Below are 23,833 nucleotides of genomic sequence, written 5' to 3' on the forward strand. Positions count from 1 at the left end.
GTTATCCAGAAAACCAAAGCAGAGACGATGAGCGAACTGAAGACGATCTCCATCCGCGGCGCGCGCGAGCATAATCTCAAGAGCATCGATCTCGATCTGCCGCGTAACAAGCTGATCGTCATGACCGGGCTTTCGGGATCCGGCAAATCCTCGCTCGCCTTCGACACGATCTACGCCGAAGGCCAGCGGCGTTATGTCGAGAGCCTGTCGGCCTATGCCCGGCAGTTCCTCGAAATGATGCAGAAGCCCGACGTCGACCAGATCGACGGGCTGTCGCCGGCGATCTCGATCGAGCAGAAGACCACCTCGCGCAATCCGCGCTCGACGGTCGGCACCGTCACCGAGATCTACGACTATATGCGCCTGCTCTTTGCCCGCGTCGGCGTTCCCTATTCGCCGGCGACCGGTCTGCCGATCGAGAGCCAGACCGTCAGCCAGATGGTCGACCGCATCCTCGATTTCGGCGAGGGCACCCGTCTTTATATTCTTGCGCCGCTCGTGCGCGGACGCAAGGGCGAATACAAGAAGGAACTGGCGGAGCTGATGAAGAAGGGCTTCCAGCGCGTCAAGGTCGACGGCCAGTTCTACGAGATCGCCGAGGCGCCGGTGCTCGACAAGAAATACAAGCATGACATCGACGTGGTGGTCGACCGCATCGTCGTGCGCTCGGATGTCTCGGCGCGTCTGGCGGACAGCCTGGAGACCTGCCTGAAGCTTGCCGACGGGCTGGCGATCGCCGAATTCGCCGACAAGCCGCTGCCGCCGGAAGAGACGTCGGCCGGCGGCTCGGCCAACAAGTCGCTGAACGAGACGCATGAACGCGTGCTGTTTTCGGAGAAATTCGCCTGCCCGGTCTCGGGCTTCACCATTCCCGAGATCGAGCCGCGGCTGTTTTCCTTCAACAATCCCTTCGGCGCCTGCCCGACCTGCGACGGCCTCGGCGCCCAGCAGAAGATCGATCCGGACCTGATCGTGCCCGAGCCCGAACGGACGCTGCGCGACGGGGCGATCGCGCCCTGGGCCAAGTCGACCTCGCCCTATTACAACCAGACGCTGGAAGCGCTCGGCAAACATTACGGCTTCAAGCTCGGCACCCGCTGGAACGAGCTTTCCGACGAGGCCAAGGACGTCATCCTCAACGGCACCAACGACAAGATCGAATTCCATTATGCCGATGGCGCCCGCTCCTACACGACGCAGAAGAATTTCGAGGGCATCATCACCAATCTCGAGCGCCGCTGGAAGGAAACCGATTCCGCCTGGGCGCGCGAGGATATCGAGCGCTTCATGTCGGCCGCCCCCTGCCCTTCCTGCAACGGATTCCGCCTGAAGCCTGAGGCCTTGGCGGTGAAGATCGACACGCTGCATATCGGCGAAGTGACCGGGATGTCGATCCGCGTCGCCCGCGACTGGTTCGAGGCGCTGCCGGCAAGCTTCAATGCCAAGCAGAACGAGATCGCCGTGCGCATCCTCAAGGAAATCCGCGACCGCCTGCGCTTCCTCAACGATGTCGGCCTGGAATATCTCAGCCTGTCGCGCAATTCCGGCACGCTGTCGGGCGGCGAGAGCCAGCGCATCCGGCTTGCCTCGCAGATCGGCTCAGGGCTGACTGGCGTCCTCTACGTGCTCGACGAACCGTCGATCGGCCTGCATCAGCGCGACAATGCCCGGCTGCTCGACACGCTGAAGCACCTGCGCGACATCGGCAACACCGTCATCGTCGTCGAACATGACGAGGATGCGATCCTGACGGCCGACGACGTGGTCGACATCGGCCCGGCTGCCGGCATTCACGGCGGCCAGGTCATCGCCCATGGCACACCGCAGGACATCATGGACAGTCCGAACTCGCTGACCGGCAAATATCTCTCGGGCGAACTCGGCGTTCCCGTTCCCGATGAACGCCGCAAGCCGAAAAAGGGCCGCGAGATCAAGGTGGTCGGCGCGCGCGGCAACAATCTGAAGAACGTCACGGCATCGATCCCGCTCGGGGTGTTCACGGCGGTGACCGGTGTTTCCGGCGGCGGCAAGTCCACCTTCCTGATCGAAACGCTCTATAAGTCGGCAGCGCGCCGCGTCATGGGCGCACGCGAAAACCCGGCCGATCACGACCGCATCGACGGTTTCGAGCATATCGACAAGGTGATCGACATCGACCAGTCGCCGATCGGCCGCACGCCGCGCTCGAACCCGGCGACCTATACCGGCGCCTTCACGCCGATCCGCGACTGGTTCGCCGGCCTGCCGGAGGCAAAGGCCCGCGGCTACCAGCCGGGCCGCTTCTCCTTCAACGTCAAGGGTGGACGTTGCGAGGCCTGCCAGGGCGACGGCGTCATCAAGATCGAGATGCACTTCCTGCCCGATGTCTACGTCACCTGCGATGTCTGCCATGGCAAGCGTTACAACAGAGAGACGCTCGACGTCACCTTCAAGCACAAGTCGATCGCCGACGTGCTCGACATGACGGTGGAGGAAGGCGTCGATTTCTTCGCGGCGGTGCCCGCCGTGCGCGACAAGCTGCAATCGCTGAAGGATGTCGGCCTCGGTTACATCAAGGTCGGCCAGCAGGCCAATACGCTCTCGGGCGGCGAAGCGCAGCGCGTCAAGCTTGCCAAGGAGCTGTCGAAACGCTCGACCGGCCGCACGCTCTACATTCTCGACGAACCGACGACCGGCCTGCATTTTCACGACGTCGCCAAGCTGCTCGAAATGCTGCACGAACTGGTCAACCAGGGCAATTCGGTGGTGGTGATCGAGCACAATCTCGAAGTCATCAAGACCGCCGACTGGGTGCTCGATTTCGGCCCCGAGGGCGGTGATGGCGGCGGCGAGATCGTCGCGACCGGCACGCCGGAAGCGATCGTCAAGGAGAAGCGCTCCTATACCGGACACTTCCTGAAGGAATTGCTGGAACGGCGGCCGGCGAAGAAGGCGGTTGCGGCGGAATGACGATGAGGCCAGCGTCGCCCGATGATCTGGAAACGATCGCGACGCTGACAGCTGCCGCCTATCGGCCCTATACCGAACTCTTCGGCGCTGCGCCGATCCCGGCGACGGAGGATTACGCGCCGCGCATCGAACGCGGCGAGGTCTGGCTGCGCGAGGTCGGCGACGAAACGGCCGGCCTGGTGGTGGTCGAGCAGCATTCCGATCACCTCATGCTGTTCAGCATCGCGGTCTCGCCGGCCTTTCAGGGCGGCGGGCACGGGTTGGCGATGCTGCGCTGGCTGGAAGGCAAGGCGCGGGAATGGGCAGTGCCGGAAATCCGGCTCTACACGAATGCGCGGATGGAGCGGAACATCGCGCTCTATCGCGCCTTCGGTTTTCAGGAAACGGGTCGTCGGCCGAGCCCTTATCGGCCAGGATGGGCGCTCGTCGACATGACGAAAGAAATCGATGCGGCCTGAGCGGCTGCCAACCGGGAGGACGACATGACGAAATCCGGCACTATCCGCACCGGCATCGGCGGCTGGACCTTCGAGCCCTGGCGCGGGCATTTCTTTCCTGATGACCTGAAACAGAAAGACGAGTTGAATTATGCCAGCCGCCAGCTGAAGGTCATCGAGGTCAACGGCACCTATTACAGCACCCAGAAGCCTGCAGTCTTCGCCAAATGGGCGGCAGACGTGCCCGACGGCTTCATCTTTTCGCTGAAGGCGACGCGTTTCGTCACCAATCGGCGGGTGCTTGCCGAAGCCGGTGAATCGATGGAGCGGTTCCTGACATCGGGTATCAGCGAACTCGGCGATCATCTTGGGCCGCTGCTCTGGCAATTTGCGCCGACGAAGAAGTTCGATCCGGAAGATTTCGAGGCCTTCCTGAAGCTGCTGCCGGTAAAACAGGACGGGCTGGCGCTGCGCCACGTGGTCGAGGTGCGGCACGATTCCTTCAAGGTGCCGGAATTCGTGGGCCTGCTGGCGAAATACGGCGTAGCGCCTGTTTGTGCCGAACATTTCGAATATCCGATGATCGCCGACGTCACGGCGGATTTCGTCTATGCCAGGCTGCAGAAGGGATCGGACGATATTGCCACCTGCTATCCGGACAAGGAGCTGAAGGCCTGGGCAAAGCGACTGGAGACCTGGGCCGAAGGCAATATCCCCGATGACCTGCCGCTGATCGATGCCGATCGCAAAGTGAAGACCGAGCCGCGCGACGTCTTCGCCTTCATGATCCATGAGGGTAAGGTCAATGCGCCACACGGAGCCATCGCCCTGCAGCAAGCGCTGGCGAAATAAGCTTGGTGAGACTTGGCCCGGGGCTCAAAGCACCGGCGGCCCGAAGCTAACGCATCGCGGCCCGAAGCTGAAGCATCGCGGCCCGAAGCTGAAGCATCGGGCGGGCTAAAGCGGCAAGACGTGGGTGGCAAGCTCCTCCGCCGTCAACCCCTTGCCGGCGCGCTGGCCGGCCTCGCCATGCAGCCAGACGCCGGCCGCCGCGGCCTCGAAGGTCGGCAAGCCCTGGGCGAGCAATCCGCCGATGATGCCGGCGAGCACATCGCCGGAACCGGCGGTGGCAAGCCAGACCGGGGCATTGGTATTGATGAGCGCACGTCCATCCGGCGCGGCGATGACAGTATCGGCCCCCTTGTAGACGATCGCTGCATTGGCGCGGCGGGCAGCAGCGACAGCCTTGTCCACCTTGCCGAGCGCATCATCGCTGCCGATATCGGGAAAGAGCCGCGCGAATTCACCCTCGTGCGGCGTCAGCACCAGACGCGGCTCACCGCGGAAAAGATCAAACAATTGTTGCGGATCGTCCTTGAACGAGGAGATGCCGTCGGCATCGAGCACCAGATGGCGATCGGCAAGGGCCGAGACGAAGCCGCGCGCCCTGGCGCCGATGCCGAAACCGGGGCCGAGAACGAAAGTCTGCAGCCGCTTGTCGGTGAGCCAGCCGCCGAGGTGGACCTCGTCGTCGACCGCATGCAGCATGACGGCGGTGAGATGCGCCGCATTGGCGGAGATCGCCGCGCGGGGAGCGGCGATCGTCACCAGGCCGGCGCCGGCCTTCAGGCCCGCGGTCGCTGACATGCGCGCAGCACCGGTCTTGTCCGCCTCGCCCGAGAAGACGACCAGATGACCGCGCTTGTATTTGTGGGTTTCCAGCTGCTCGGCCGGCAGCAGACCCTTCCAGGCATCGGGCGTGTTCTCGGCGATAAGACCGGCAGCCTCAGCGCGGATGATGCGGGCGGGAATGCCGATATCGAAAACCTCCAATTCATTACAAAGCTCCCGGCCCGGCATCAGCAGATGGCCGGGCTTGCGGGTCATGAAGGTGACGGTGCTGCAGGCCTGGAAGGCAGCCCCCAGCACCTTGCCGGTGCGGCCATCGAGGCCGGAGGGCAGATCGATGGCGAGCACCGGACGACCAGACGCGGTGACGCGTCCGATCAGCGCGCGCACTTCGGCCGGGACCTCGCGGCCGAGCCCTGCCCCAAACAGACCGTCGATAACGACATCGCCGGTTTCGGGTTGGTAGATGCCGAGTTCCTGTCCCTTAAGCGCGCAGCCGGCTCGGGCACGGGCGGAATCGCCCTTCAGCTTCGCGGGATCACCGAGATGGAACAGCGCCACCGTCGCTCCACTCTGCTGCAGATGTCGTGCCGCGACATAGGCGTCGCCGCCATTGTTGCCGGGACCGCAAAGCACGACGAAACGAAGAGCGTCGGGATGACGTCGCAGGGCGGCAGCTGCAACCGCGGCACCCGCCTTCTCCATCAGGCCGAAGGAATCGATGCCGGATGCGGCAGCGGCGGCATCGACGGCCGCCATTTCGGCAGGCGTCAGGAGGAGGTGGGACAGATCTTTGCTCATCCCCTTATTCAATCGAAAAACGCCTAAAAAACAACCGCCTGAAACATCAAAGTGAAGGACGCATTTTAGGCATTTGCTTATATTTTAATCTTACAGATCCGTGTATTCGCAGTTGCGAAAATACCTGACTTTTTCGGTTTCGGATGTGTTTTTGATCAGAGACAATGTTTTTCCATCTGTTCCGTCACCAAAACGACATGAAATTCCCCGCAAACGCGGCTGTTTCGACAAAATCGACGCCTTTTTTCGATAAGATGGATTTCAAACTGGCACGATATCTGCATCATATCCGGCGAGCGGGAAAATTCCTGCCATAACGGGAGAAGCGGAGAGACATTTTCTCATGAAAAAGATCGAAGCGATCATTAAGCCTTTCAAGCTGGACGAAGTGAAGGAAGCCCTTCAGGAAGTCGGCCTGCAGGGTATCACAGTCACGGAAGCCAAGGGTTTCGGCCGTCAGAAGGGCCATACGGAACTCTACCGCGGAGCCGAATACGTCGTCGATTTCCTGCCGAAGGTAAAAGTCGAGGTCGTGCTGGCCGACGAGAACGCGGAGGCCGTCATCGACGCGATCCGCAAGGCGGCGCAGACCGGCCGCATCGGCGACGGAAAGATCTTCGTCTCCAACGTCGAAGAGGTTATCCGCATTCGTACCGGCGAGACCGGCATCGATGCCATCTGACCACTTTGCCAATTGCGCAAAGTCCGTTACCGTCACCGCCGACCTACACCGTCATCGCAAATCGGAGGAAACTAATTAATGGCGACAGCAAGCGAAATTCTGAAGCAGATCAAGGAAAACGACGTCAAGTTCGTCGATCTGCGCTTCACCGACCCGAAGGGCAAGCTGCAGCATGTGACGATGGACGTCGTCTGCGTCGATGAGGACATGTTCGCCGACGGCGTGATGTTCGACGGCTCCTCGATCGGCGGCTGGAAGGCCATCAACGAGTCCGACATGGTGCTGATGCCCGATACCGAGACGGTGCATATGGACCCGTTCTTCGCTCAGTCGACCATGGTCATCATGTGCGATATCCTCGATCCGGTTTCCGGCGAGGCCTATAACCGCGATCCGCGCGGCACCGCCAAGAAGGCCGAAGCCTACCTCAAGGCATCCGGCATCGGCGACACGATCTTCGTCGGCCCGGAAGCCGAGTTCTTCGTCTTCGACGACGTCAAGTACAAGGCCGATCCCTACAATACCGGCTTCAAGCTCGATTCGACCGAACTGCCGTCGAACGACGACACCGATTACGAAACCGGCAACCTCGGCCATCGCCCGCGCGTCAAGGGCGGCTATTTCCCGGTTCCTCCGGTCGACAGCGCCCAGGACATGCGTTCGGAAATGCTGACGGTGCTCTCCGAGATGGGCGTCGTCGTCGAAAAGCATCACCATGAAGTCGCTGCCGCCCAGCACGAACTCGGCATCAAGTTCGATACGCTGGTGCGCAACGCCGACAAGATGCAGATCTACAAATATGTCGTGCATCAGGTGGCCAATGCCTACGGCAAGACGGCGACCTTCATGCCGAAGCCGATCTTCGGCGACAACGGCTCGGGCATGCACGTGCACCAGTCGATCTGGAAGGGCGGCAAGCCGACCTTTGCCGGCGACGAATATGCAGGCCTCTCCGAGAGCTGCCTGTTCTATATCGGCGGCATCATCAAGCATGCCAAGGCGATCAACGCTTTCACCAACCCGTCGACGAACTCCTACAAGCGTCTCGTCCCGGGTTACGAAGCACCGGTGCTGCTCGCCTATTCGGCCCGCAACCGCTCGGCCTCCTGCCGCATTCCGTTCGGCTCCAACCCGAAGGCCAAGCGCGTCGAAGTCCGTTTCCCGGATCCGACAGCCAACCCCTACCTCGCCTTCGCCGCCATGCTGATGGCTGGCCTCGACGGCATCAAGAACAAGATCCATCCCGGCAAGGCCATGGACAAGGATCTGTACGACCTGCCGCCGAAGGAATTGAAGAAGATCCCGACCGTCTGCGGCTCACTGCGCGAAGCGCTCGAAAGCCTCGACAAGGACCGCAAGTTCCTGACAGCCGGCGGCGTTTTCGACGACGACCAGATCGATGCCTTCATCGAGCTGAAGATGGCAGAGGTGATGCGTTTCGAAATGACGCCGCATCCGGTCGAATACGACATGTACTATTCAGCCTGATCGGCTGCGAAAACCGAAAGTCCCGGCCCGCCGGGGCTTTCACCTCCCAGGTCATGGACGCCACCACAGCGCCGCGCGCCTTTCAGACGCGCAAAAGACGCTGTAGCACTTGGAGTGCTGCATAATTTTGTCCTTACATCGATTCCGAGCTAAGGAATTATGCAGTAGGAGGATATGACGTTCATGTGACGAACTCGCGCACAAATCTTGATTTGCGCGACACCAATCACCAAATTCGGTGATGAAAGGAAGTCGTACCATGAAAGAAAGAGTAGCAAAGTTCAGCATTGGCGAAGTGGTTCGGCACAAGGTTTTTCCGTTTCGCGGCGTCATCTTCGACGTTGATCCGGAGTTCGCGAATACGGAGGAATGGTGGAATTCCATTCCGGCCGAGGTGCGCCCGAGCAGGGACCAACCCTTCTATCACCTGCTCGCCGAAAATGACGAAAGCGAATATGTCGCTTATGTCTCCGAGCAGAACCTGATGAATGACGAAAGCGGCGCGCCGCTTCGCAACCCACAGATCTACCAGATTTTCGATCAGGCCCCGTCAGGGCAGTTCAAACCCAAGATGAGCTTCGCCCACTAAATCAGGCTGACCGACCGCAGGAAACAAGGCCTCGCACACTCCCGGCGAGGCCTTTTTCGTGGCGCAACAAAAAACCCGGCGTGAAGCCGGGTTTCTGTTCAAAAATGATGGCAGGATCACTGCGCCTTGGCTGCCTTCTGGGCATCTTCCAGCTTCTTGCGAGCTTCCTCGGCCTTCTTCTGCATGCTGTCCTGCAGGCTGCGCTGGCTTTCAGCGAGCTTGGATTCGGAAACGGGTTCGCCGTCATAAGCGCCGGTGAAGCCTTCAAGCGAAATCTTGATCGGGTTCGGCGCGCGGCGGAAGTTGATCGAGGTGAAGATCACGTCGCTGCCCTTCTTGAGGCTGGCGATCATCGCGTCGGTCAGCGGGATTTCGGCGGTGCACTTATCCGGCAGGCAGACAGCGTAGTCGAGCTTCTGGCCCTTGCCGCCGTCGATCTGCATGATGATGCCCGGGGGGATCAGGCGTGCGGTGGGAACCGAGACCTGCAGGAGCTTGCGGTTGATCTTGCCGGAAACCGAGATCAGGCCGACGGCCGTAACGAGCTGGCCGCCATTGGCGAGGATCAGGTTCTGGACAACACAGATGTCGTTGTCTTCCTGCTTGCTGCAGGTCTTGTACCAGCCGAGCTTCGGCGCACCGGAGGCCTGCGCATCGGCAGGCGCCGGTGCGGCCGCATCCTGGGCAAAGGAGGAGACCGGAGCCGAAGCGGCGCCGAACATCACTGCCAGAACGGACAGTGCTGCCCGCATTTTCTTTTCAGACTTGAACATCATAACGAATTCCGTCTCCTGATATCCGTTCGGGGCAGCGTCTTTGCCGCCCCAACCATCGGGTCGTTCGGCACTCCACCTCTTAAAAAAATAAGGCAAATGCATGACCCCGAAACTTCGGGTTCACCTGTTACATCGCAGCGTTCAAGATATCCAGCATTTCTTTGGCAATTTGAGAGGCAATTTCGCAGCCACGTCAAAGAAAACGCCGCTGCGTGTTGGAATCACTCGACCCCATGATAATCTCCCGCGTGAATCATGCCCCGTTTTTCACGGATCAAGGATTGCCGAATGCTCCGGATTATCGTCCCCTTCGTCCTCTCGCTGCTGTGCGGCGCTGTCGCCGCCGAGCCGCTGCACGGCATCGCGATGCACGGTGAGCCGGCTTTGCCGGCGGACTACAAACACTTCCCTTACGTCAATCCCGACGTAAAAAAAGGCGGCAAGATCACCTATGGCGTCGTCGGCACCTTCGACAGCCTCAACCCCTTCATCCTGAAGAGCATGCGCACGACGGCGCGCGGCATGTGGGATCCGGAATATGGGAATCTCGTCTACGAATCGCTGATGCAGCGCTCCAGGGACGAGCCGTTCACGCTCTATGGGCTGCTTGCCGAGACAGTCGAATGGGACGACGACAGAAGCTTCATTCAGTTCAACCTCAATCCGAAGGCGAAATGGGCCGATGGCCAGCCGGTAACGCCCGAAGACGTGATGTTCACCTTCGAACTGATGCGCGACAAGGGCCGCGTGCCCTTCGCCAACCGCCTCAACGTCGTCGCCAAGATGGAGAAGGTCGGCGAACACAGCGTGCGCTTCACCTTCAACGACAAGGCCGATCGCGAAACGCCGCTGATCTTCGGTCTTTTCCCGGTGCTGCCGAAACATGCGATCGATCCTGAAACCTTCGACCGTTCGTCCTTGACGCCGCCGGTCGGCTCCGGTCCCTACAAGGTAAAGACGGTGAAGCCCGGCGAGAGCATCACCTACGAGCGCGACCCGAATTATTGGGGCAAGGACATTCCCGCCAAGGTCGGCACCGACAATTACGACCAGATCACCGTCCAGTATTTCCTGCAGGACACGACGCTGTTCGAGGCCTTCAAGAAGGGCGATGTCGACATCTATCCCGACGGCAATCCCGGTCATTGGGCCAATGCCTATAATTTCCCCGCCGTCACCTCGGGGGCCGTGGTCAAGGACACATTCACGCCGAAACTGCCGAGCGGCATGCTCGGCTTCGTGTTCAACACGCGCCGGCCGATCTTTGCCGATCTCAAGGTGCGCGAAGGCCTGTCGCTGGTGTTCGATTTCGAATGGGCGAACAAAAACCTCTATTCCGGCGCCTACAAGCGCACGCAGAGCTTCTGGCAGAATTCCGAACTGTCGAGTTTCGGGGTTCCCGCCAATGCAGCCGAGCTTGCCCTGCTCGGGCCGATCAAGGACAAAATCGCGCCGGAGATTCTCGACGGCACCTACAAGCTGCCGGTGACCGACGGCTCCGGCCGCGACCGCAACGTGCTGAAGCAGGCCGTCGAACTGCTGAAACAGGGCGGATATACGATCCAGGGCGGCAAGATGCTCGATGCCTCCGGCCGCCAGCTCGCCTTCGAAATCATGACGCAGAATGCCGACCAGGAGAAGCTTGCCGTCGCCTATCAGCGTTCGCTGCAGACGATCGGCATCGCCGCTTCAATCCGCACCGTCGACGATTCGCAGTATCAGAGCCGGACGAACAGCTTCGACTACGATATGATCCTCAAGTCCTATACGTCTTCGTTGTCACCCGGAAATGAGCAGCTCGGCCGCTGGTCTTCAGCCGCCAAAACCCGCGAAGGCACCGACAGTTTCGCCGGTGTCGCCGACCCCGATATCGACACGCTGATCGACCATCTGCTTCGGGCGCGCTCGGCCGAGGATTTCACCGCGGCGGTGCGCTCCTACGACCGGCTGCTGCTGTCCGGCCATTACGTGCTGCCGCTCTACCACATCGACCAGCAATGGGTGGCGCGCAGCAAACGCATCGGCCATCCCGACAGCGTGCCGCTCTACGGAGCGCAGCTGCCGGTATGGTGGGATACAAGCGTGCAGTAAGACGCAGCCGAACCGCCTGCCAAATGTCTCCCTTGAGAGACACAACAGAATAAGGGAAATCATATGGAGCGTATCACCATCGACGTCGTCTCGGATGTCGTCTGCCCCTGGTGCTATCTCGGCAAGGCGCGGCTGGAGCTCGCCATCGCCGAGGTGCAGGACGAGATCGGCGTCGATATCAACTGGCGGCCGTACCGGCTCAACCCCGACTATCCCAAGGAAGGCGTCGACCAGAAGAAGGCGCTGGCTGAGAAGCTCGGCGGCGAGGAGCGCGTGGCGCAGGCGCACAAAATGCTCACCGATTACGGCCGCGACGTCGGCATCGCCTTCGATTTCGAGGCGATCAAGATCGGCCCGAACACGCTCGATGCCCATCGACTGATCCATTGGGCGATGATCGAAGGCCGCGAGAAACAGGACAAGGTCGTTGCCGCGCTGTTCAAGGCGAATTTCGAGGAAGGCCGCAATGTCGGCGACCACGCCGTGCTGCTCGATATCGCCGAGAAGGCCGGCCTCGACCGTTCGGTCATCGCTTCGCTGCTCGCCTCCGATGCCGATCGCGATCTGATCGTCGCCGAGATCAAGGCAGCGCAGGAGATGGGCGTCAACGGCGTGCCGTTCTTCATCTTCGATCAGCAGTATGCCGTTAGCGGCGCACAGACGCCTGACGTATTGGCGAATGCGCTGCGCGATATCGCCAAGGCGAAGGCCGAAGCGCGGTCGGGGCTCAACTAACAGACGGCAAGGCCCGACAACAGCCTTGGCTTAGCTTAGCCCAGGACGGGAATACAGCGCACTTCGGTCTTCACCGAATTGGCGATAAAGCATTCCTCATGAGCGCGATGATGCAGGGCTTCGAGCTCGCTGAGCGAGGGCTGCTTTTCGCCGCTAAAGACGACATGCGGCTTCAACGTCACCACGGTCATGGCAAGACGGCCTTCGGCATTCTTCTCCATGATGCCCTCGGCGGCATCGGTGTAGCTGTCGACGCAATAGCGCTGTTTGGCGGCGATCGACAGGAACCAGAGCATGTGGCAGCTGGAAAGCGAGGCAACGAAAGCCTCCTCCGGATCCACCGCGTCCTCGGCTGAATAGGGCAATGGGACAACATGCGAGGAAGAAGACGCCCTCACCTCAATGCCGCCGTCGAAGGTCCAGCGGTGGGCGCGGCTGTAGCGGTTGTCGGTGAAAGTCTCGCCGTTCCGCTCCCACACGATCGTCGCGCCATATGTCGCCATCTTCGTCTCCCTCTGTTTACTTCGCCATCTCGGCCAATTGCGTCATGATCACCGCGGCGCCTTGCAGGCGTTTTTCCGGGGTCGGCAGGTCGCGGGTCAGGAACAGGCTGTGGTCGGGGCGGATCTTCGCCATCGTGCCCTGCTTGCCGATATAACCGACGAGGTTTGCCGGATTGGGGAATTCCTTGTTGCGGAACTGCACGACGACGCCCTTCGGGCCGGCATCGAGCTTTTCGACATTGGCGGTACGGCAGAGCGACTTGATATAGACGATCTTCAAGAGATGCTGGACTTCGATCGGCATCGGGCCGAAGCGGTCGATCATCTCGGCGCCGAAGCCATCGATCTCCTTGAGCTCGGTGACTTCGCCGAGACGCCGGTAGAGCGCCATGCGCAGATGCAGGTCCGGCACGTAATTTTCCGGGATCATCACCGTCGTGCCGACGGAGATCTGCGGCGACCAGCCGGTGTCGTGGATCTCGTCGACGCCCTTGACCTCGGCGACCGCCTCTTCCAGCATCTGCTGATAGAGTTCGAAACCGACCTCCTTGATATGACCGGACTGCTCCTCGCCGAGCAGGTTGCCGGCGCCGCGGATATCGAGGTCGTGGCTTGCCAGCTGGAAGCCGGCGCCGAGCGTATCCAGCGACTGCAACACCTTGAGGCGGCGCTCAGCGGTTGCCGTCAGCACCTTATTGACCGGCAGGGTGAAGAGCGCAAAGGCGCGCACCTTCGAGCGGCCGACCCGGCCCCTCAGCTGATAGAGCTGGGCCAGGCCGAACATATCGGCGCGGTGAACGATCAGCGTGTTGGCTGTGGGCACGTCGAGGCCGGATTCGACGATGGTGGTCGACAACAGCACGTCGTAGCGGCCTTCATAGAAGGCGTTCATGATATCTTCGAGTTCGCCGGCCGGCATCTGGCCGTGGGCGATCGCCACCTTCAGCTCCGGCACATCCGACTGCAGGAAGGCACTGATATCCTCGAGATCGGCAAGCCTGGGGCAGACATAGAAGCTCTGGCCGCCGCGATAATGCTCGCGCATCAGCGTCTCGCGAATGACAAGGCTGTCGAAGGGCGAGATGAAGGTGCGCACCGCCATGCGGTCGACCGGGGGCGTGGTGATCAGCGACAATTCGCGCACGCCGGTCATGGCAAGCTGCAGCGTGCGCGGGATCGGGGTTGCCGACAGCGTCAACACATGCACGTCGCTCTTCAGCTCCTTCAGTCGCTCCTTGTGCTTGACGCCGAAATGCTGCTCCTCGTCGATGACGAGCAGGCCGAGATTGGCGAATTTGATGCCGGCGCCGAGCAACGCATGGGTGCCGACGACGATATCGGTCTTGCCGTCCGCGACTTCCTTCTTGGTCAGCGCCAGCTCCTTGGCCCCGACGAGGCGCGAGGCCTGCTGGACACGCACCGGCAGGCCGCGAAAACGCTCGGAAAAGGTCTTGAAATGCTGGCGGGCGAGCAATGTCGTCGGTACGACGACGGCGACCTGGACGCCGTTCATCGCTGCAACGAAAGCGGCGCGCAGCGCCACTTCGGTCTTGCCGAAGCCGACGTCGCCGCAGACGAGGCGGTCCATCGGCCGGCCGGCGCCGAGATCGGAGCGCACCGCCTCGATGGCGTTATCCTGGTCCTCGGTCTCGTCATAGGGGAAGCGCGCGGCGAATTCGTCGTAGAGGCCGTCCGGCGTCGTCAGCATCGGCGCGTGGCGCGTCAAGCGCTCGGCGGCGATGCGGATCAACGCATCGGCCATGTCGAGCAGGCGCTTCTTCAGCTTGGCCTTGCGCATCTGCCAGGCGCCGCCGCCGAGCTTGTCGAGTTGGGCGTCGGTGCCCTCGCCGCCGTAGCGCGAGAGCAGGTCGATGTTTTCGACCGGCAGGAAGAGCTTGGCCTCGTCGGCATATTGCAGCTCAAGGCAGGCATGCGGCGCACCGGCCGCCTCGATGGTCCGCAGCCCGACGAAGCGGCCGATGCCGTGTTCGGCATGGACGACGATCGAGCCCTCATCGAGGCCCGCGACCTCGGAGATGAAATCGGCGGCGCGTTTGCGGCGTTTGGAGCGGCGCACCATGCGGTCGCCCAATATATCCTGCTCGCCGATGACGACGAGGTCGCCGGCCTCGAAGCCGGCTTCGAGACTGAGCACGGCCGCGGCCGCCTCGCCTCTCGCCAGCGAACCGACATCCTTCAGCGCCTCGACCGGCTTGACCTTTTCCAAGCCGTGTTCGTTCAGCACCTGCAGCAGGCGTTCCAGCGAACCTTCGGTCCAGGCGGTGACCAGCACTTTGGCACCGGCGGCGCGCCGATCGGCAATATGCTTGACGACGACGTCGAAAATGTTGATGCGCTCAGCATCGCCGCCGCCCTCGGCGTTCGAACGGGCCCAACGCTGGCCCTGGCGGGCATCGACATTGACGACCCGCCTCGCCTCGCCCTCATGCTCGTTGAAGGGGCTGATGCGGATCGCGCCGAGCGCGTCGAGGGTTTTGATGAAAAGCTTGCTGTCGAGATAGAGCTGGCCAGGCGTCACCGGCTTGTACGGCGTGCCCTGATTCACCTGGCCCTTGGCCGGCTGGCCGGAGTTCAGACGGGCGTCGTAATAATCGAAAACGAGCTTGGAGCGCTCCTCCGCCGCCTCGCGCACCGTGTGGTCGATGACAACACGGAAGCCGCTGAGATAATCGAAGACGGTATCGAGCTTCTCATAGAAGAGCGGCAGCCAATGCTCCATGCCGGGGTAACGGCGGCCTTCGGACACGGCGAGATAGAGCGCGTCGTCGCGGGTGGTGGCGCCGAAAGCCGAAAGGTAATTCTTGCGGAAGCGACTGATCGTATCCGGCGTCAGCGTCACCTCGCTCATCGGATTGAGATCGAGGGAGCGCACCTGCCCGATCGTGCGCTGGCTGGCCGGATCGAAGCTGCGGATCGATTCCAGCGTGTCGCCGAAGAAATCCAGGCGGACCGGCTCTTCCGAACCCGGCACGAAGACATCGAGAATGCCGCCGCGCACGGCATATTCGCCGACCTCGCGAACGGTCGCGACGCGCTCGAAGCCGTTGCGCTCCAGGCGGCCGGCGAGATCGTCCATGCGCAGCTGGTTGCCGGGACGGGCCGAAAAGCTGAGGCTCTCGATGACATCCTGCGGCGCCACCTTCTGCAGCATGGCATTGGCGGTGACGAGCACGATTGCGGCATGCGGCTTCTTGCGATGGGCAATCAGGCCGCCAAGTGCGGCTAGCCGGCGGGCCGAGGTGTCGGCACTCGGCGAGACGCGGTCATAGGGCAGACAGTCCCAAGCCGGCAGGGTGAGAACCGGAATGTCGGGGGCGACGAAACCGAGCATCTGTTCGAGATCGGCCATGCGGTGGCCATCCGACATGACATAGGCGACCGGCTCTCCCGTTCGAGCGAGCTCGGCGAGCAGCAGCGTCTCCAGACCTGCCGGCACATTGCCGATCGTCAGCGGCTCGGCAATGGCCGCAAGCTTCTTCGCATCGAAACCAGGGATCATTCCGGCGTCCTGAGGGGCTTGTCGAAATCGGGCTTATAGGCGGCGATGCGGGCAAACATCGGTGTCTGGAAACGCTCGGGCACCGGCCATGTTCCCATGATCCAGCGGACGAGATCATTGTCCTCTTCCGCCATGATCGTCTCGAACTCATCGAGTTCGGCTTCCGACAGCGTCGCGACCTCGGCTTCGGCGAACTGGCCGAAGACCAGATCCATCTCGCGGATGCCGCGATGCCAGCAGCGGAAAAGGATCCTGCGGCGGCGCGGGTCGAGACCGGCACTCGTGAGCGTGACACCTGTCATGGCATTACCTTCCTGTTGATGCGCCTCTATAGACCCTGGAAAGCGGCTTGTCAGCCTTGCCAAGGCCGCATTGTTCATCGCATTTTGGCCGCATGCGCCCCGCCATTCTCGATCCTCTGTTTTCCCCCATTTCGGGCCTTCCGGGCGTCGGTCCGAAGATCGCCGACCTGCTGGTGAAGCTGCTCGGGCGCGAGACGCTGGAGGATTGCCGGGTCATCGATCTCCTCTTCCACGCGCCCTTTTCGCTGATCGACCGGCGCAACCAGCCGGGAATCGCGCGCGCGCCGCAGGGGGCGATCGTGACGATCACGGCGCGCGTCGACCGGCACCAGGTACCGCCGCGCGGCAAAAGCAATATCCCTTACCGCGTCTTCCTGCATGACGAAACCGGCGAGCTGACGCTGGTCTTCTTCCGCGGACAGGCGGCATGGCTGGAAAAGCAGCTGCCGACCGATGCCGAGGTGACGGTCAGCGGCAAGATCGACTGGTTCAACGGCCGCGCCTCGATGGTGCATCCCGATTATATCGTCAGGGCCGAGGAAGCGGAGAGCCTGCCGCTGGTCGAGCCGATCTATCCGCTGACGGCGGGGCTCTCGCCGAAGACACTGCGCAAGATCATCGATGCCGCCCTGCCGCGCTTTCCCGAGCTGCCGGAATGGATCGACCTCTCGCTGACACAAAAGCAGGGCCTGCCATCGATCCGCGACAGCTTCCACATGCTGCACGAGCCGCGCGACCCCGCCGATATCGACCCGCAAGCCCCTGCCCGGCGGCGGCTTGCCTATGACGAGTTCCTCGCCGGCCAGCTGTCGCTGAGCCTGGTGCGGCAGAGGCTGCGCAAGGTGGCGGGCCAGCCGGTGCATGCGACGGGTGCCGTCAGCAACAAGATCCTGAAATCCTTGCCCTTCTCACTCACGACAAGCCAGAACGAGGCGATCGCCGAGGTTTTGAAGGACATGGCGGGAGCCGAGCGCATGTTGCGGCTGCTGCAGGGTGATGTCGGCTCCGGCAAGACGCTGGTGGCGCTGATGGCGATGGCGGCGGTAATCGAGAGCGGCGGCCAGGCCGTGCTGATGGCGCCGACCGAAATCCTGGCGCGACAGCATCATGCGACGATCTCGAAATTCGCCGCTTCTGCCGGGCTTGGCATCGAGGTGCTGACTGGGCGCACCAAGGGACGCGAACGGGAGGAGATCCAGGAGCGCATCGCCTCGGGTGCTGCACAGATCGTCATCGGCACACATGCGCTGTTCCAGGACAGCGTCACCTACGCCAATCTGATGCTTGCCGTCGTCGACGAGCAACACCGTTTCGGCGTGCATCAGCGCCTGCGGCTGACGGCCAAGGGCATCTCGCCGCATATGCTTGTCATGACGGCGACACCGATCCCGCGCACGCTGGTGCTCGCCGCCTTCGGCGATATGGACGTCTCCAAGCTCACCGAAAAACCGGCCGGCCGCAAGCCGATCCAGACGATCACCGTGCCGATGGAACGAACCGGCGAAATCGTCGGGCGGCTGCAAAGCGCGATCGCCGAGGGCAAGAAGGCCTATTGGATCTGCCCGCTGGTCGAGGAGTCCGAAGAGCTCGACCTGATGTCGGCCGAGGAGCGGCATGCGACGCTCACCGCCGCGCTCGGCCCCGATATCGGCCTCATCCATGGCCGGATGAGCGGACCGGAGAAGGATGCGGCGATGTTGGCCTTCAAGAACGGCGAGACCCGGCTGCTCGTCGCCACGACCGTCGTCGAGGTCGGCGTCGACGTGCCGGATGCAACGATCATGGTGATCGAACATGCCGAACGCTTCGGCCTGGCGCAATTGCATCAGCTGCGCGGCCGGGTCGGGCGCGGCGACGAGGCCTCGACCTGCATCCTGCTCTATAAGGGGCCGCTCGGCGAGACCGGTCATGCCAGGCTCTCGATCATGCGCGAGACGGAAGACGGTTTCCGCATCGCCGAGGAGGACCTGAAGCTGCGCGGCGAAGGCGAATTGCTCGGTACAAGACAATCCGGCACGCCAGGTTTCCGCATCGCCAGCCTCGAGGCGCATGCCAACCTGCTGGAGATCGCCCGCAAGGATGCCGCCTATCTGATCGAGCGCGATCCGGAGCTGACCGGTGAAAGAGGACAGGCGATCCGCACCCTGCTCTATCTTTTCCGCCGTGACGAGGCGATCCGGTTTTTGAGAGCGGGTTGAAACGCGACGCCGCAGCGTTGGGCGACAGGCATCAATCCGCCTTGGAAACCGCCACCGGCTTCGGCCGCGGCAAATGCTTCTGCTTCGGATCGGCCGGCTTGTGTTCGGGCGCCACAAGCCCGCCCGAAATCAGGAACTTCGCGGCGTCTTCCGGCGACATATCGAGCATGACGATCTTCTCGCGCGGCACGAAGATGAGGAAGCCGGCCGTCGGCACCGGCGTCGGCGGCAGGAAGACGGCGACCATATCCTGGCCCATGGCATCGAACTTCGAAGCGATTTCGCCCTTGGCGTCGGTGGCGATGAAGATCAGCGCCCAGAGGCCTGGACCCGGATATTCGATGAGGCCGACCTTCTTGAAGGAGTTCGCCTGCTCCTTCAGCACGGTTTCGAAAATCTGCTTCACGCTTCTGTAGATTGTGCGCACCAGCGGCATGCGCTGGACGATCGATTCGCCGAAGCGGACGATACTCTGGCCAATCAGGTTCTTGCCGAGAAAGCCGACGACGGTGATCAGCACGACAGCGATCAGCAGGCCGAAACCGGGAATGGCGAAATTGAGATAACTTTCCGGATTCCAGCGCGCCGGAATATAGGGCCTGACCCAGCTGTCCGACCAGTGGATGAAGGTCCAGGTCAGCCAGATGGTGATCGCGATCGGGGCGCAGATGATCAGCCCTGCAAGGAAATTATTCCGCAACCGGGTCGCGACCGGCATTCTGGGGGTGTTGTCGGTCATCGTTTCCTGATGAACTCCATCTCAGTCGTGGACAGGCCGGAACGCCGGCCCTTCCCCCTTGTCCGCACACCAAAATTGCCAGAATTCGGGACGTCGCACAATATGTTTCGGCGCGACGATCCCGGCGTTGCAGGCTTATTCTACGGTCACGGATTTCGCCAGGTTGCGCGGCTGGTCGACATCGGTGCCCATGAAGACGGCGGTGTGATAGGCGAGCAGCTGGATCGGCAACGAGAAGATCATCGGCGCGATGATTTCATCGACCACAGGCAGGGTGATCGTTGCCATGGTCGGCAGTTTCGAGGCGCTAGCACCGGCCTCGTCCGTGATGAAGATGATGCGGCCGCCGCGGGCCGCGACCTCCTGCATGTTCGAGACGGTCTTTTCGAAGAACCGGTCATAGGGAGCGATAACGATGACCGGCATGTTCTCGTCGATCAGCGCAATCGGTCCGTGCTTCAATTCACCGGCGGCATAACCTTCGGCATGGATATAGGAGATTTCCTTGAGCTTCAGCGCACCTTCCATGGCGAGCGGGAAGCTGGTGCCGCGACCGAGATAGAGCACGTCCTTGCATTTCGACAGCTCGCGCGACAGGCTTTCCATCTGCGGCTGGATGAGGTTGAGCACCCGGCTCATGATGCGCGGCATTTCGGCGAGATGGCGCACCAGCGCCCTCTCCTCCTCAGCACTCACCGTGCCGCGCGCCTTGCCGGCGCCGATCGCCAGCGACGCCAGCACGGCAAGCTGGCAGGTGAAGGCCTTGGTCGAGGCGACGCCGATTTCGGGACCGGCCATGATCGGGAAGACGGCGTCGGATTCGCGCGCGATCGTCGATTCGCGGACATTGACGACGGCGCCGATCTTCAAGCCGTTGTCGCGGCAATAACGCAGCGATGCCAGTGTGTCGGCGGTCTCGCCGGATTGCGAGATGAAGAGTGCCGCCTGCGACGGCGACAGCGGCATTTCGCGGTAGCGGAATTCGGAGGCGACGTCGATTTCAACAGGCAGGCGGGCATAACGCTCGAACCAGTATTTGCCGACGAGACCGGCGAGATAGGCAGTGCCGCAAGCCGAGATCGCCAAGCCGGTCGTCGCCTTGAAGTCGATTGCCGCGGCATTGGCGCCGATCGTGTTTGCGGCGAAATCGACATAGTGGCTGAGCGCGTGGGAGATCACCTCCGGCTGCTCGTAAATTTCCTTTTCCATGAAATGGCGATGGTTGCCCTTGTCGACGACATAGGCGGTCGCCTGCGAGATCTGGCGGGCGCGCTTGACCGGCTTGCCGGCGAAATCCAGCACCGACACGCCGTCGCGGGTGAGGACGGCGCAATCGCCGTCGACGAGATAGCTGATCTCATTGGTGAAGGGCGACAGCGCGATCGCATCCGAGCCGAGGAACATCTCGCCGCGGCCGTAGCCGACGGCAAGCGGCGGGCCGGAACGGGCGGCCATGATCGTGCCGGGATCGGCCTTCAACATGACGGCCAGCGCATAGGCGCCGGTCACCCGGTTCAGCATCCTCAGCATGGCGGCGCGCGGCTCCAGGCCTTCGCGCAGATATTTCGCCATCAGATGGGCGACCACCTCGGTATCGGTCTGGGTTTCGAAGACCGACCCCTCTTCCGTCAACTCGTCGCGAAGCTCGGAAAAATTCTCAATGATGCCGTTATGGACGACGGCCACGCCTTCAACGAAATGCGGATGGGCATTGGTCTCATTGGGAACGCCGTGGGTCGCCCAGCGTGTATGGGCGATTCCGACGGTGCCGGGCAGTGGTTCGGTGTCGAGGCGCTTTTCCAGATTGAACAGCTTGCCCTCGGCGCGGCGGCGATCCATCACGCCGTCATGAATGGTGGCGACGCCGGCGGAATCATAGCCGCGATATTCGAGACGCTTCAGCGCATCGACCAGGCGCCCGGCAACAGGCTGATTTCCGACGATCCCCACAATGCCGCACATATAGTATCCCCATAAAGGCTTCGATGACGAGGCCAGTCCTAACGATTCCTGCTTATTTCTCAATCACCTCGGCGGTCACTTTGAATTTCCGCCGGTTACGCAAGGCCGGTCAGCCCTTCGCCTTCTTCGCCGCCTTGATGGCGAGCGCCCGTTCGCGCAACAGCGTCGCGCGGCCGGGTTTGATCTCCTGCCGGGCGCGGCCTAGCGCCAGCGCATCGGCCGGCACATCGACGGTGATGACGCTGCCGGAGCCGACATAGGCGCCGTCGCCGATCGTCACCGGCGCGACCAGCGACGAGTTGGACCCGATGAAAGCGTTGTCGCCGATCACCGTCTCGCTCTTGTTGACGCCGTCATAGTTGCAGGTGATCGTGCCGGCGCCGATATTGCTGCCAGCGCCGATGACGGCATCGCCGATATAGGTGAGATGATTGACCTTGGCGCCCTCACCGAGCCGGCCGTTCTTGACCTCGCAGAAGTTGCCGACCTTGGCGCCGCTGGCGAGGTCGGCACCCGGCCGCAGCCGGGCGAAGGGGCCGACCGTCGCGCCCTGGCTCACATGGGCGCCTTCGATATGCGAGAAGGCATGAATGACGGCGCCGCTGTCGATCACCGCGCCGGGACCGAAGACAACATTCGGCTCGATCAGCGCATCCTGGCCGATGACGGTATCGTAGGCGAGAAAGACGGTTTCCGGGGCGATCATGGTGACGCCTGAAAGCATCATCTCGTGGCGGCGGCGCTCCTGCCAGAAGCGCTCGATAACGGCGAGTTCCGCACGGGTGTTGCAGCCGGTCATCTCGATCTCGGGGGCATCGACCGCGGTGACGCGTCCGCCGAGCGATCTGGCGATCTCGACGAGATCGGTCAGGTAGAATTCGCCCTTGGCATTGGCATTGCCGATGCGCGAGAGAAGGTCGAGCGCCTTGCGGCCGTTGATCGCCATCAGCCCGCTGTTGCACCAGGTGACGGTGCGCTCGGCATCGGTCGCATCCTTTTCCTCGCGGATGGCGATGAGTTCGCCATCCTTGACGAGCAGGCGGCCGTAGCCGCTCGGGCGGTCGGTGTGGAAGCCGATGACGACGACGTCGCTTCCGTCGGCCAGCCCCTGGCGGGCGGCCTTCAGCGGCCCGTCGGTCTGGAGCGGCACGTCGCCATAGGTGACGAGGATATCGTCATAACCCTTGGCGATCGCTTCGCGCGCCGCCAGCACCGCGTGGCCGGTGCCGAGGCGTTCCTTCTGCAGATAGGATTGGATGCCGACGCCGGCAACGCTTCCAGCCTTTGCCACCTCCTCGGCATCGCGGCCGACGACAAGCGCCACGGATGAGATACCGGCGGAGGCGACCGCATCGACCACATGGGCGATCATCGGCCGTCCGGCGACGGGATGCAGCACCTTCGATTTCGAGGATTTCATCCGCGTGCTGTCACCGGCGGCAAGGATGACGGCAAGACAAGTGCGTTCCATGATGTGCTCCGCGAATCCGCGCCATGAGGCGGCTTTGTTGCCTCTTACTGCATAATTCCTGAAATCGGAATCGATTTGAGGATAAAATTGCACAGCAGTTCAGAGTGCCGCAGCGTGCCTTGCGCGTCTGAAGAAACGCCTGGCGCTGTCGATAGGCAGAACCTTCACAAAGGTGAAATTGCCGCCGAAATCGGCCCTGTCACAGCCTCCGAACCGCGAGCCGCGAAGGCCTCGTGCACATGATGGCGGCCGTCCAGGATGACGTCCTCCATTGCGCGGCGCGCGGCAGCGCTATCGCCGGAAACGATCGCATCGACGATGCGCATATGGGTGTCGGCGATATTGGCGAAGCCGTTTTCGGTTGGCGGTGTGCTCATCCGGAACATGCCGACGAGGGCCGCTTCGATGAGGCTGCCCAAGGTGCGCATGAAGGGATTGTGCGAGGCTTCGGCGATCGCCAGGTGGAAACGAAGGTCGGCGAGCGCCAGGCTGTCGGCCGTATGGCCGCTTGCCGCCATATCGAGCGCCAGCCCCCGCAGCGTCTCGATATCCTCGGCATTCGCCCGTTCGGCGACGAGACTGGCGGCGAAGGGTTCGACAGCGAGGCGGATATCATAAAGCTGCAGCAGGAATTCTTCCGTCACGCCGTTGTCGAAGTGCCAGGCGATGATCTCGCTGTCGAACATGTTCCAGAGGTTCTTCTCGGTCACACGTGTGCCGACCCGCGCCTTGGCGACGACCATGCCCTTGGCGGCGAGCGTCTTCATCGTCTCGCGCAACACGGTGCGAGACACTTTGAAGCGTTGCGCCAGTTCCGTATCGCCCGGCAGGATCGAGCCGACAGGATAGGTGCCGGCAACGATCGCCTTGCCGAGCTCGTCGACCACCTGCGCATGGCTAGTCCGGGTTCTGCGTCCGGTCTTCCGTGTCTCGTCCAATTTGTTGCGCAAGCGATCCGTCT

The 23,833-nt window shown here is 62.2% G+C and carries 18 protein-coding genes; 9 read left to right on the forward strand and 9 right to left on the reverse strand.

Annotated elements, in window-relative coordinates; translation table 11 throughout:
* Positions 1-27: 27 nt before the first annotated feature.
* The 3 genes from uvrA to FHT79_RS12490 are packed head-to-tail and all read left to right on the forward strand — an operon-like array spanning position 28 to position 4,238.
* Positions 28-2,949: an excinuclease ABC subunit UvrA gene (gene uvrA, locus FHT79_RS12480; RefSeq protein ID WP_097594514.1), complete on the forward strand. Its 2,922-nt coding sequence runs from the start codon at positions 28-30 to the stop codon at positions 2,947-2,949.
* A complete protein-coding gene (locus FHT79_RS12485; protein ID WP_097594515.1) occupies positions 2,946-3,407 on the forward strand; it encodes a GNAT family N-acetyltransferase in 462 nt (153 codons plus the stop codon). The genes uvrA and FHT79_RS12485 overlap by 4 nt, the downstream gene beginning before the upstream one ends.
* Positions 3,408-3,431: 24 nt before the next feature.
* Positions 3,432-4,238, forward strand: coding sequence for a DUF72 domain-containing protein (locus FHT79_RS12490; RefSeq protein ID WP_097594516.1), 807 nt, complete (start codon positions 3,432-3,434; stop codon positions 4,236-4,238).
* A gap of 105 nt (positions 4,239-4,343) precedes the next feature.
* Here FHT79_RS12490 and FHT79_RS12495 read toward each other — a convergent pair whose 3' ends face one another.
* Positions 4,344-5,816, reverse strand: coding sequence for an NAD(P)H-hydrate dehydratase (locus FHT79_RS12495; RefSeq protein WP_183903430.1), 1,473 nt, complete (start codon positions 5,814-5,816; stop codon positions 4,344-4,346).
* Between the two features lie 343 nt (positions 5,817-6,159).
* Between FHT79_RS12495 and FHT79_RS12500 the strand changes: the two genes are divergently transcribed.
* From FHT79_RS12500 to hspQ, 3 genes are all read left to right on the forward strand, one after another.
* Entirely contained in the window at positions 6,160-6,498 is a 339-nt protein-coding gene (locus tag FHT79_RS12500; protein WP_003539626.1) for a P-II family nitrogen regulator, read from the forward strand.
* A 78-nt stretch (positions 6,499-6,576) separates the two neighbouring features.
* Positions 6,577-7,986 (forward strand): type I glutamate--ammonia ligase, encoded by a 1,410-nt coding sequence (gene glnA, locus FHT79_RS12505; protein WP_028756888.1) that lies wholly within the window; start codon positions 6,577-6,579, stop codon positions 7,984-7,986.
* Between the two features lie 259 nt (positions 7,987-8,245).
* On the forward strand, positions 8,246-8,575 hold the full coding sequence (hspQ, locus tag FHT79_RS12510; RefSeq protein WP_063475575.1) for a heat shock protein HspQ: 330 nt from the start codon (positions 8,246-8,248) through the stop codon (positions 8,573-8,575).
* A 116-nt stretch (positions 8,576-8,691) separates the two neighbouring features.
* Here the strand turns inward: hspQ and FHT79_RS12515 are convergent, their stop codons facing one another.
* Entirely contained in the window at positions 8,692-9,351 is a 660-nt protein-coding gene (locus tag FHT79_RS12515; protein WP_047615121.1) for an invasion associated locus B family protein, read from the reverse strand.
* A 288-nt stretch (positions 9,352-9,639) separates the two neighbouring features.
* Here FHT79_RS12515 and FHT79_RS12520 point away from each other — a divergent pair, with 288 nt between their 5' ends.
* Both FHT79_RS12520 and FHT79_RS12525 read left to right on the forward strand, forming a co-directional pair.
* On the forward strand, positions 9,640-11,442 hold the full coding sequence (locus FHT79_RS12520; protein WP_097594518.1) for an extracellular solute-binding protein: 1,803 nt from the start codon (positions 9,640-9,642) through the stop codon (positions 11,440-11,442).
* A gap of 63 nt (positions 11,443-11,505) precedes the next feature.
* Positions 11,506-12,177, forward strand: coding sequence for a DsbA family oxidoreductase (locus tag FHT79_RS12525; RefSeq protein WP_168333784.1), 672 nt, complete (start codon positions 11,506-11,508; stop codon positions 12,175-12,177).
* A gap of 35 nt (positions 12,178-12,212) precedes the next feature.
* Here FHT79_RS12525 and FHT79_RS12530 read toward each other — a convergent pair whose 3' ends face one another.
* From FHT79_RS12530 to FHT79_RS12540, 3 genes are read right to left on the reverse strand one after another with little or no spacing between them, the layout of a single operon-like run.
* Positions 12,213-12,680, reverse strand: a complete 468-nt coding sequence (locus FHT79_RS12530) for an OsmC family protein (protein WP_097594520.1) — start codon at positions 12,678-12,680, stop codon at positions 12,213-12,215.
* A gap of 16 nt (positions 12,681-12,696) precedes the next feature.
* Entirely contained in the window at positions 12,697-16,200 is a 3,504-nt protein-coding gene (gene mfd / locus FHT79_RS12535; RefSeq protein WP_097594521.1) for a transcription-repair coupling factor, read from the reverse strand.
* Complete coding sequence (locus FHT79_RS12540) at positions 16,197-16,502, reverse strand: succinate dehydrogenase assembly factor 2 (protein WP_017960426.1); 306 nt, start codon at positions 16,500-16,502, stop codon at positions 16,197-16,199. Before FHT79_RS12540 ends, mfd begins: the two co-directional genes overlap by 4 nt.
* 92 nt (positions 16,503-16,594) lie before the next feature.
* Between FHT79_RS12540 and recG the strand changes: the two genes are divergently transcribed.
* On the forward strand, positions 16,595-18,700 hold the full coding sequence (recG, locus tag FHT79_RS12545) for an ATP-dependent DNA helicase RecG (protein ID WP_097594522.1): 2,106 nt from the start codon (positions 16,595-16,597) through the stop codon (positions 18,698-18,700).
* Positions 18,701-18,731: 31 nt separating this feature from the next.
* On the opposite strand, the gene FHT79_RS12550 is transcribed toward recG, so the two are convergent.
* The 4 genes from FHT79_RS12550 to FHT79_RS12565 all read right to left on the reverse strand — a co-directional run bounded on the left by FHT79_RS12550 (position 18,732) and on the right by FHT79_RS12565 (position 23,822).
* A complete protein-coding gene (locus tag FHT79_RS12550; protein WP_047615113.1) occupies positions 18,732-19,439 on the reverse strand; it encodes a DUF502 domain-containing protein in 708 nt (235 codons plus the stop codon).
* Between the two features lie 135 nt (positions 19,440-19,574).
* Complete coding sequence (gene glmS / locus FHT79_RS12555) at positions 19,575-21,401, reverse strand: glutamine--fructose-6-phosphate transaminase (isomerizing) (RefSeq protein ID WP_097594523.1); 1,827 nt, start codon at positions 21,399-21,401, stop codon at positions 19,575-19,577.
* Between the two features lie 109 nt (positions 21,402-21,510).
* Positions 21,511-22,872 carry a bifunctional UDP-N-acetylglucosamine diphosphorylase/glucosamine-1-phosphate N-acetyltransferase GlmU gene (glmU, locus tag FHT79_RS12560; protein WP_047615423.1) on the reverse strand — a complete coding sequence of 454 codons (1,362 nt, stop codon included), beginning with the start codon at positions 22,870-22,872 and terminating at the stop codon, positions 21,511-21,513.
* A 164-nt stretch (positions 22,873-23,036) separates the two neighbouring features.
* On the reverse strand, positions 23,037-23,822 hold the full coding sequence (locus FHT79_RS12565; protein ID WP_047615420.1) for a FadR/GntR family transcriptional regulator: 786 nt from the start codon (positions 23,820-23,822) through the stop codon (positions 23,037-23,039).
* Between the last annotated feature and the right edge of the window lie 11 nt (positions 23,823-23,833).

The sequence above is a fragment of the Rhizobium sp. BK212 genome, assembly GCF_014197475.1.
Taxonomy (GTDB): Bacteria; Pseudomonadota; Alphaproteobacteria; order Rhizobiales; family Rhizobiaceae; genus Rhizobium; species Rhizobium anhuiense.

Excerpts from the sequence above, each read along its gene's own strand:
- uvrA (WP_097594514.1), top strand. The coding sequence starts at position 28 with ATGAGCGAACTGAAGACGATCTCCATCCGCGGCGCGCGCGAGCATAAT.
- FHT79_RS12485 (WP_097594515.1), top strand. The coding sequence starts at position 2,946 with ATGACGATGAGGCCAGCGTCGCCCGATGATCTGGAAACGATCGCGACG.
- FHT79_RS12490 (WP_097594516.1), top strand. The coding sequence starts at position 3,432 with ATGACGAAATCCGGCACTATCCGCACCGGCATCGGCGGCTGGACCTTC.
- FHT79_RS12495 (WP_183903430.1), bottom strand. The coding sequence starts at position 5,816 with ATGAGCAAAGATCTGTCCCACCTCCTCCTGACGCCTGCCGAAATGGCG.
- FHT79_RS12500 (WP_003539626.1), top strand. The coding sequence starts at position 6,160 with ATGAAAAAGATCGAAGCGATCATTAAGCCTTTCAAGCTGGACGAAGTG.
- glnA (WP_028756888.1), top strand. The coding sequence starts at position 6,577 with ATGGCGACAGCAAGCGAAATTCTGAAGCAGATCAAGGAAAACGACGTC.
- hspQ (WP_063475575.1), top strand. The coding sequence starts at position 8,246 with ATGAAAGAAAGAGTAGCAAAGTTCAGCATTGGCGAAGTGGTTCGGCAC.
- FHT79_RS12515 (WP_047615121.1), bottom strand. The coding sequence starts at position 9,351 with ATGATGTTCAAGTCTGAAAAGAAAATGCGGGCAGCACTGTCCGTTCTG.
- FHT79_RS12520 (WP_097594518.1), top strand. The coding sequence starts at position 9,640 with ATGCTCCGGATTATCGTCCCCTTCGTCCTCTCGCTGCTGTGCGGCGCT.
- FHT79_RS12525 (WP_168333784.1), top strand. The coding sequence starts at position 11,506 with ATGGAGCGTATCACCATCGACGTCGTCTCGGATGTCGTCTGCCCCTGG.
- FHT79_RS12530 (WP_097594520.1), bottom strand. The coding sequence starts at position 12,680 with ATGGCGACATATGGCGCGACGATCGTGTGGGAGCGGAACGGCGAGACT.
- mfd (WP_097594521.1), bottom strand. The coding sequence starts at position 16,200 with ATGATCCCTGGTTTCGATGCGAAGAAGCTTGCGGCCATTGCCGAGCCG.
- FHT79_RS12540 (WP_017960426.1), bottom strand. The coding sequence starts at position 16,502 with ATGACAGGTGTCACGCTCACGAGTGCCGGTCTCGACCCGCGCCGCCGC.
- recG (WP_097594522.1), top strand. The coding sequence starts at position 16,595 with ATGCGCCCCGCCATTCTCGATCCTCTGTTTTCCCCCATTTCGGGCCTT.
- FHT79_RS12550 (WP_047615113.1), bottom strand. The coding sequence starts at position 19,439 with ATGACCGACAACACCCCCAGAATGCCGGTCGCGACCCGGTTGCGGAAT.
- glmS (WP_097594523.1), bottom strand. The coding sequence starts at position 21,401 with ATGTGCGGCATTGTGGGGATCGTCGGAAATCAGCCTGTTGCCGGGCGC.
- glmU (WP_047615423.1), bottom strand. The coding sequence starts at position 22,872 with ATGGAACGCACTTGTCTTGCCGTCATCCTTGCCGCCGGTGACAGCACG.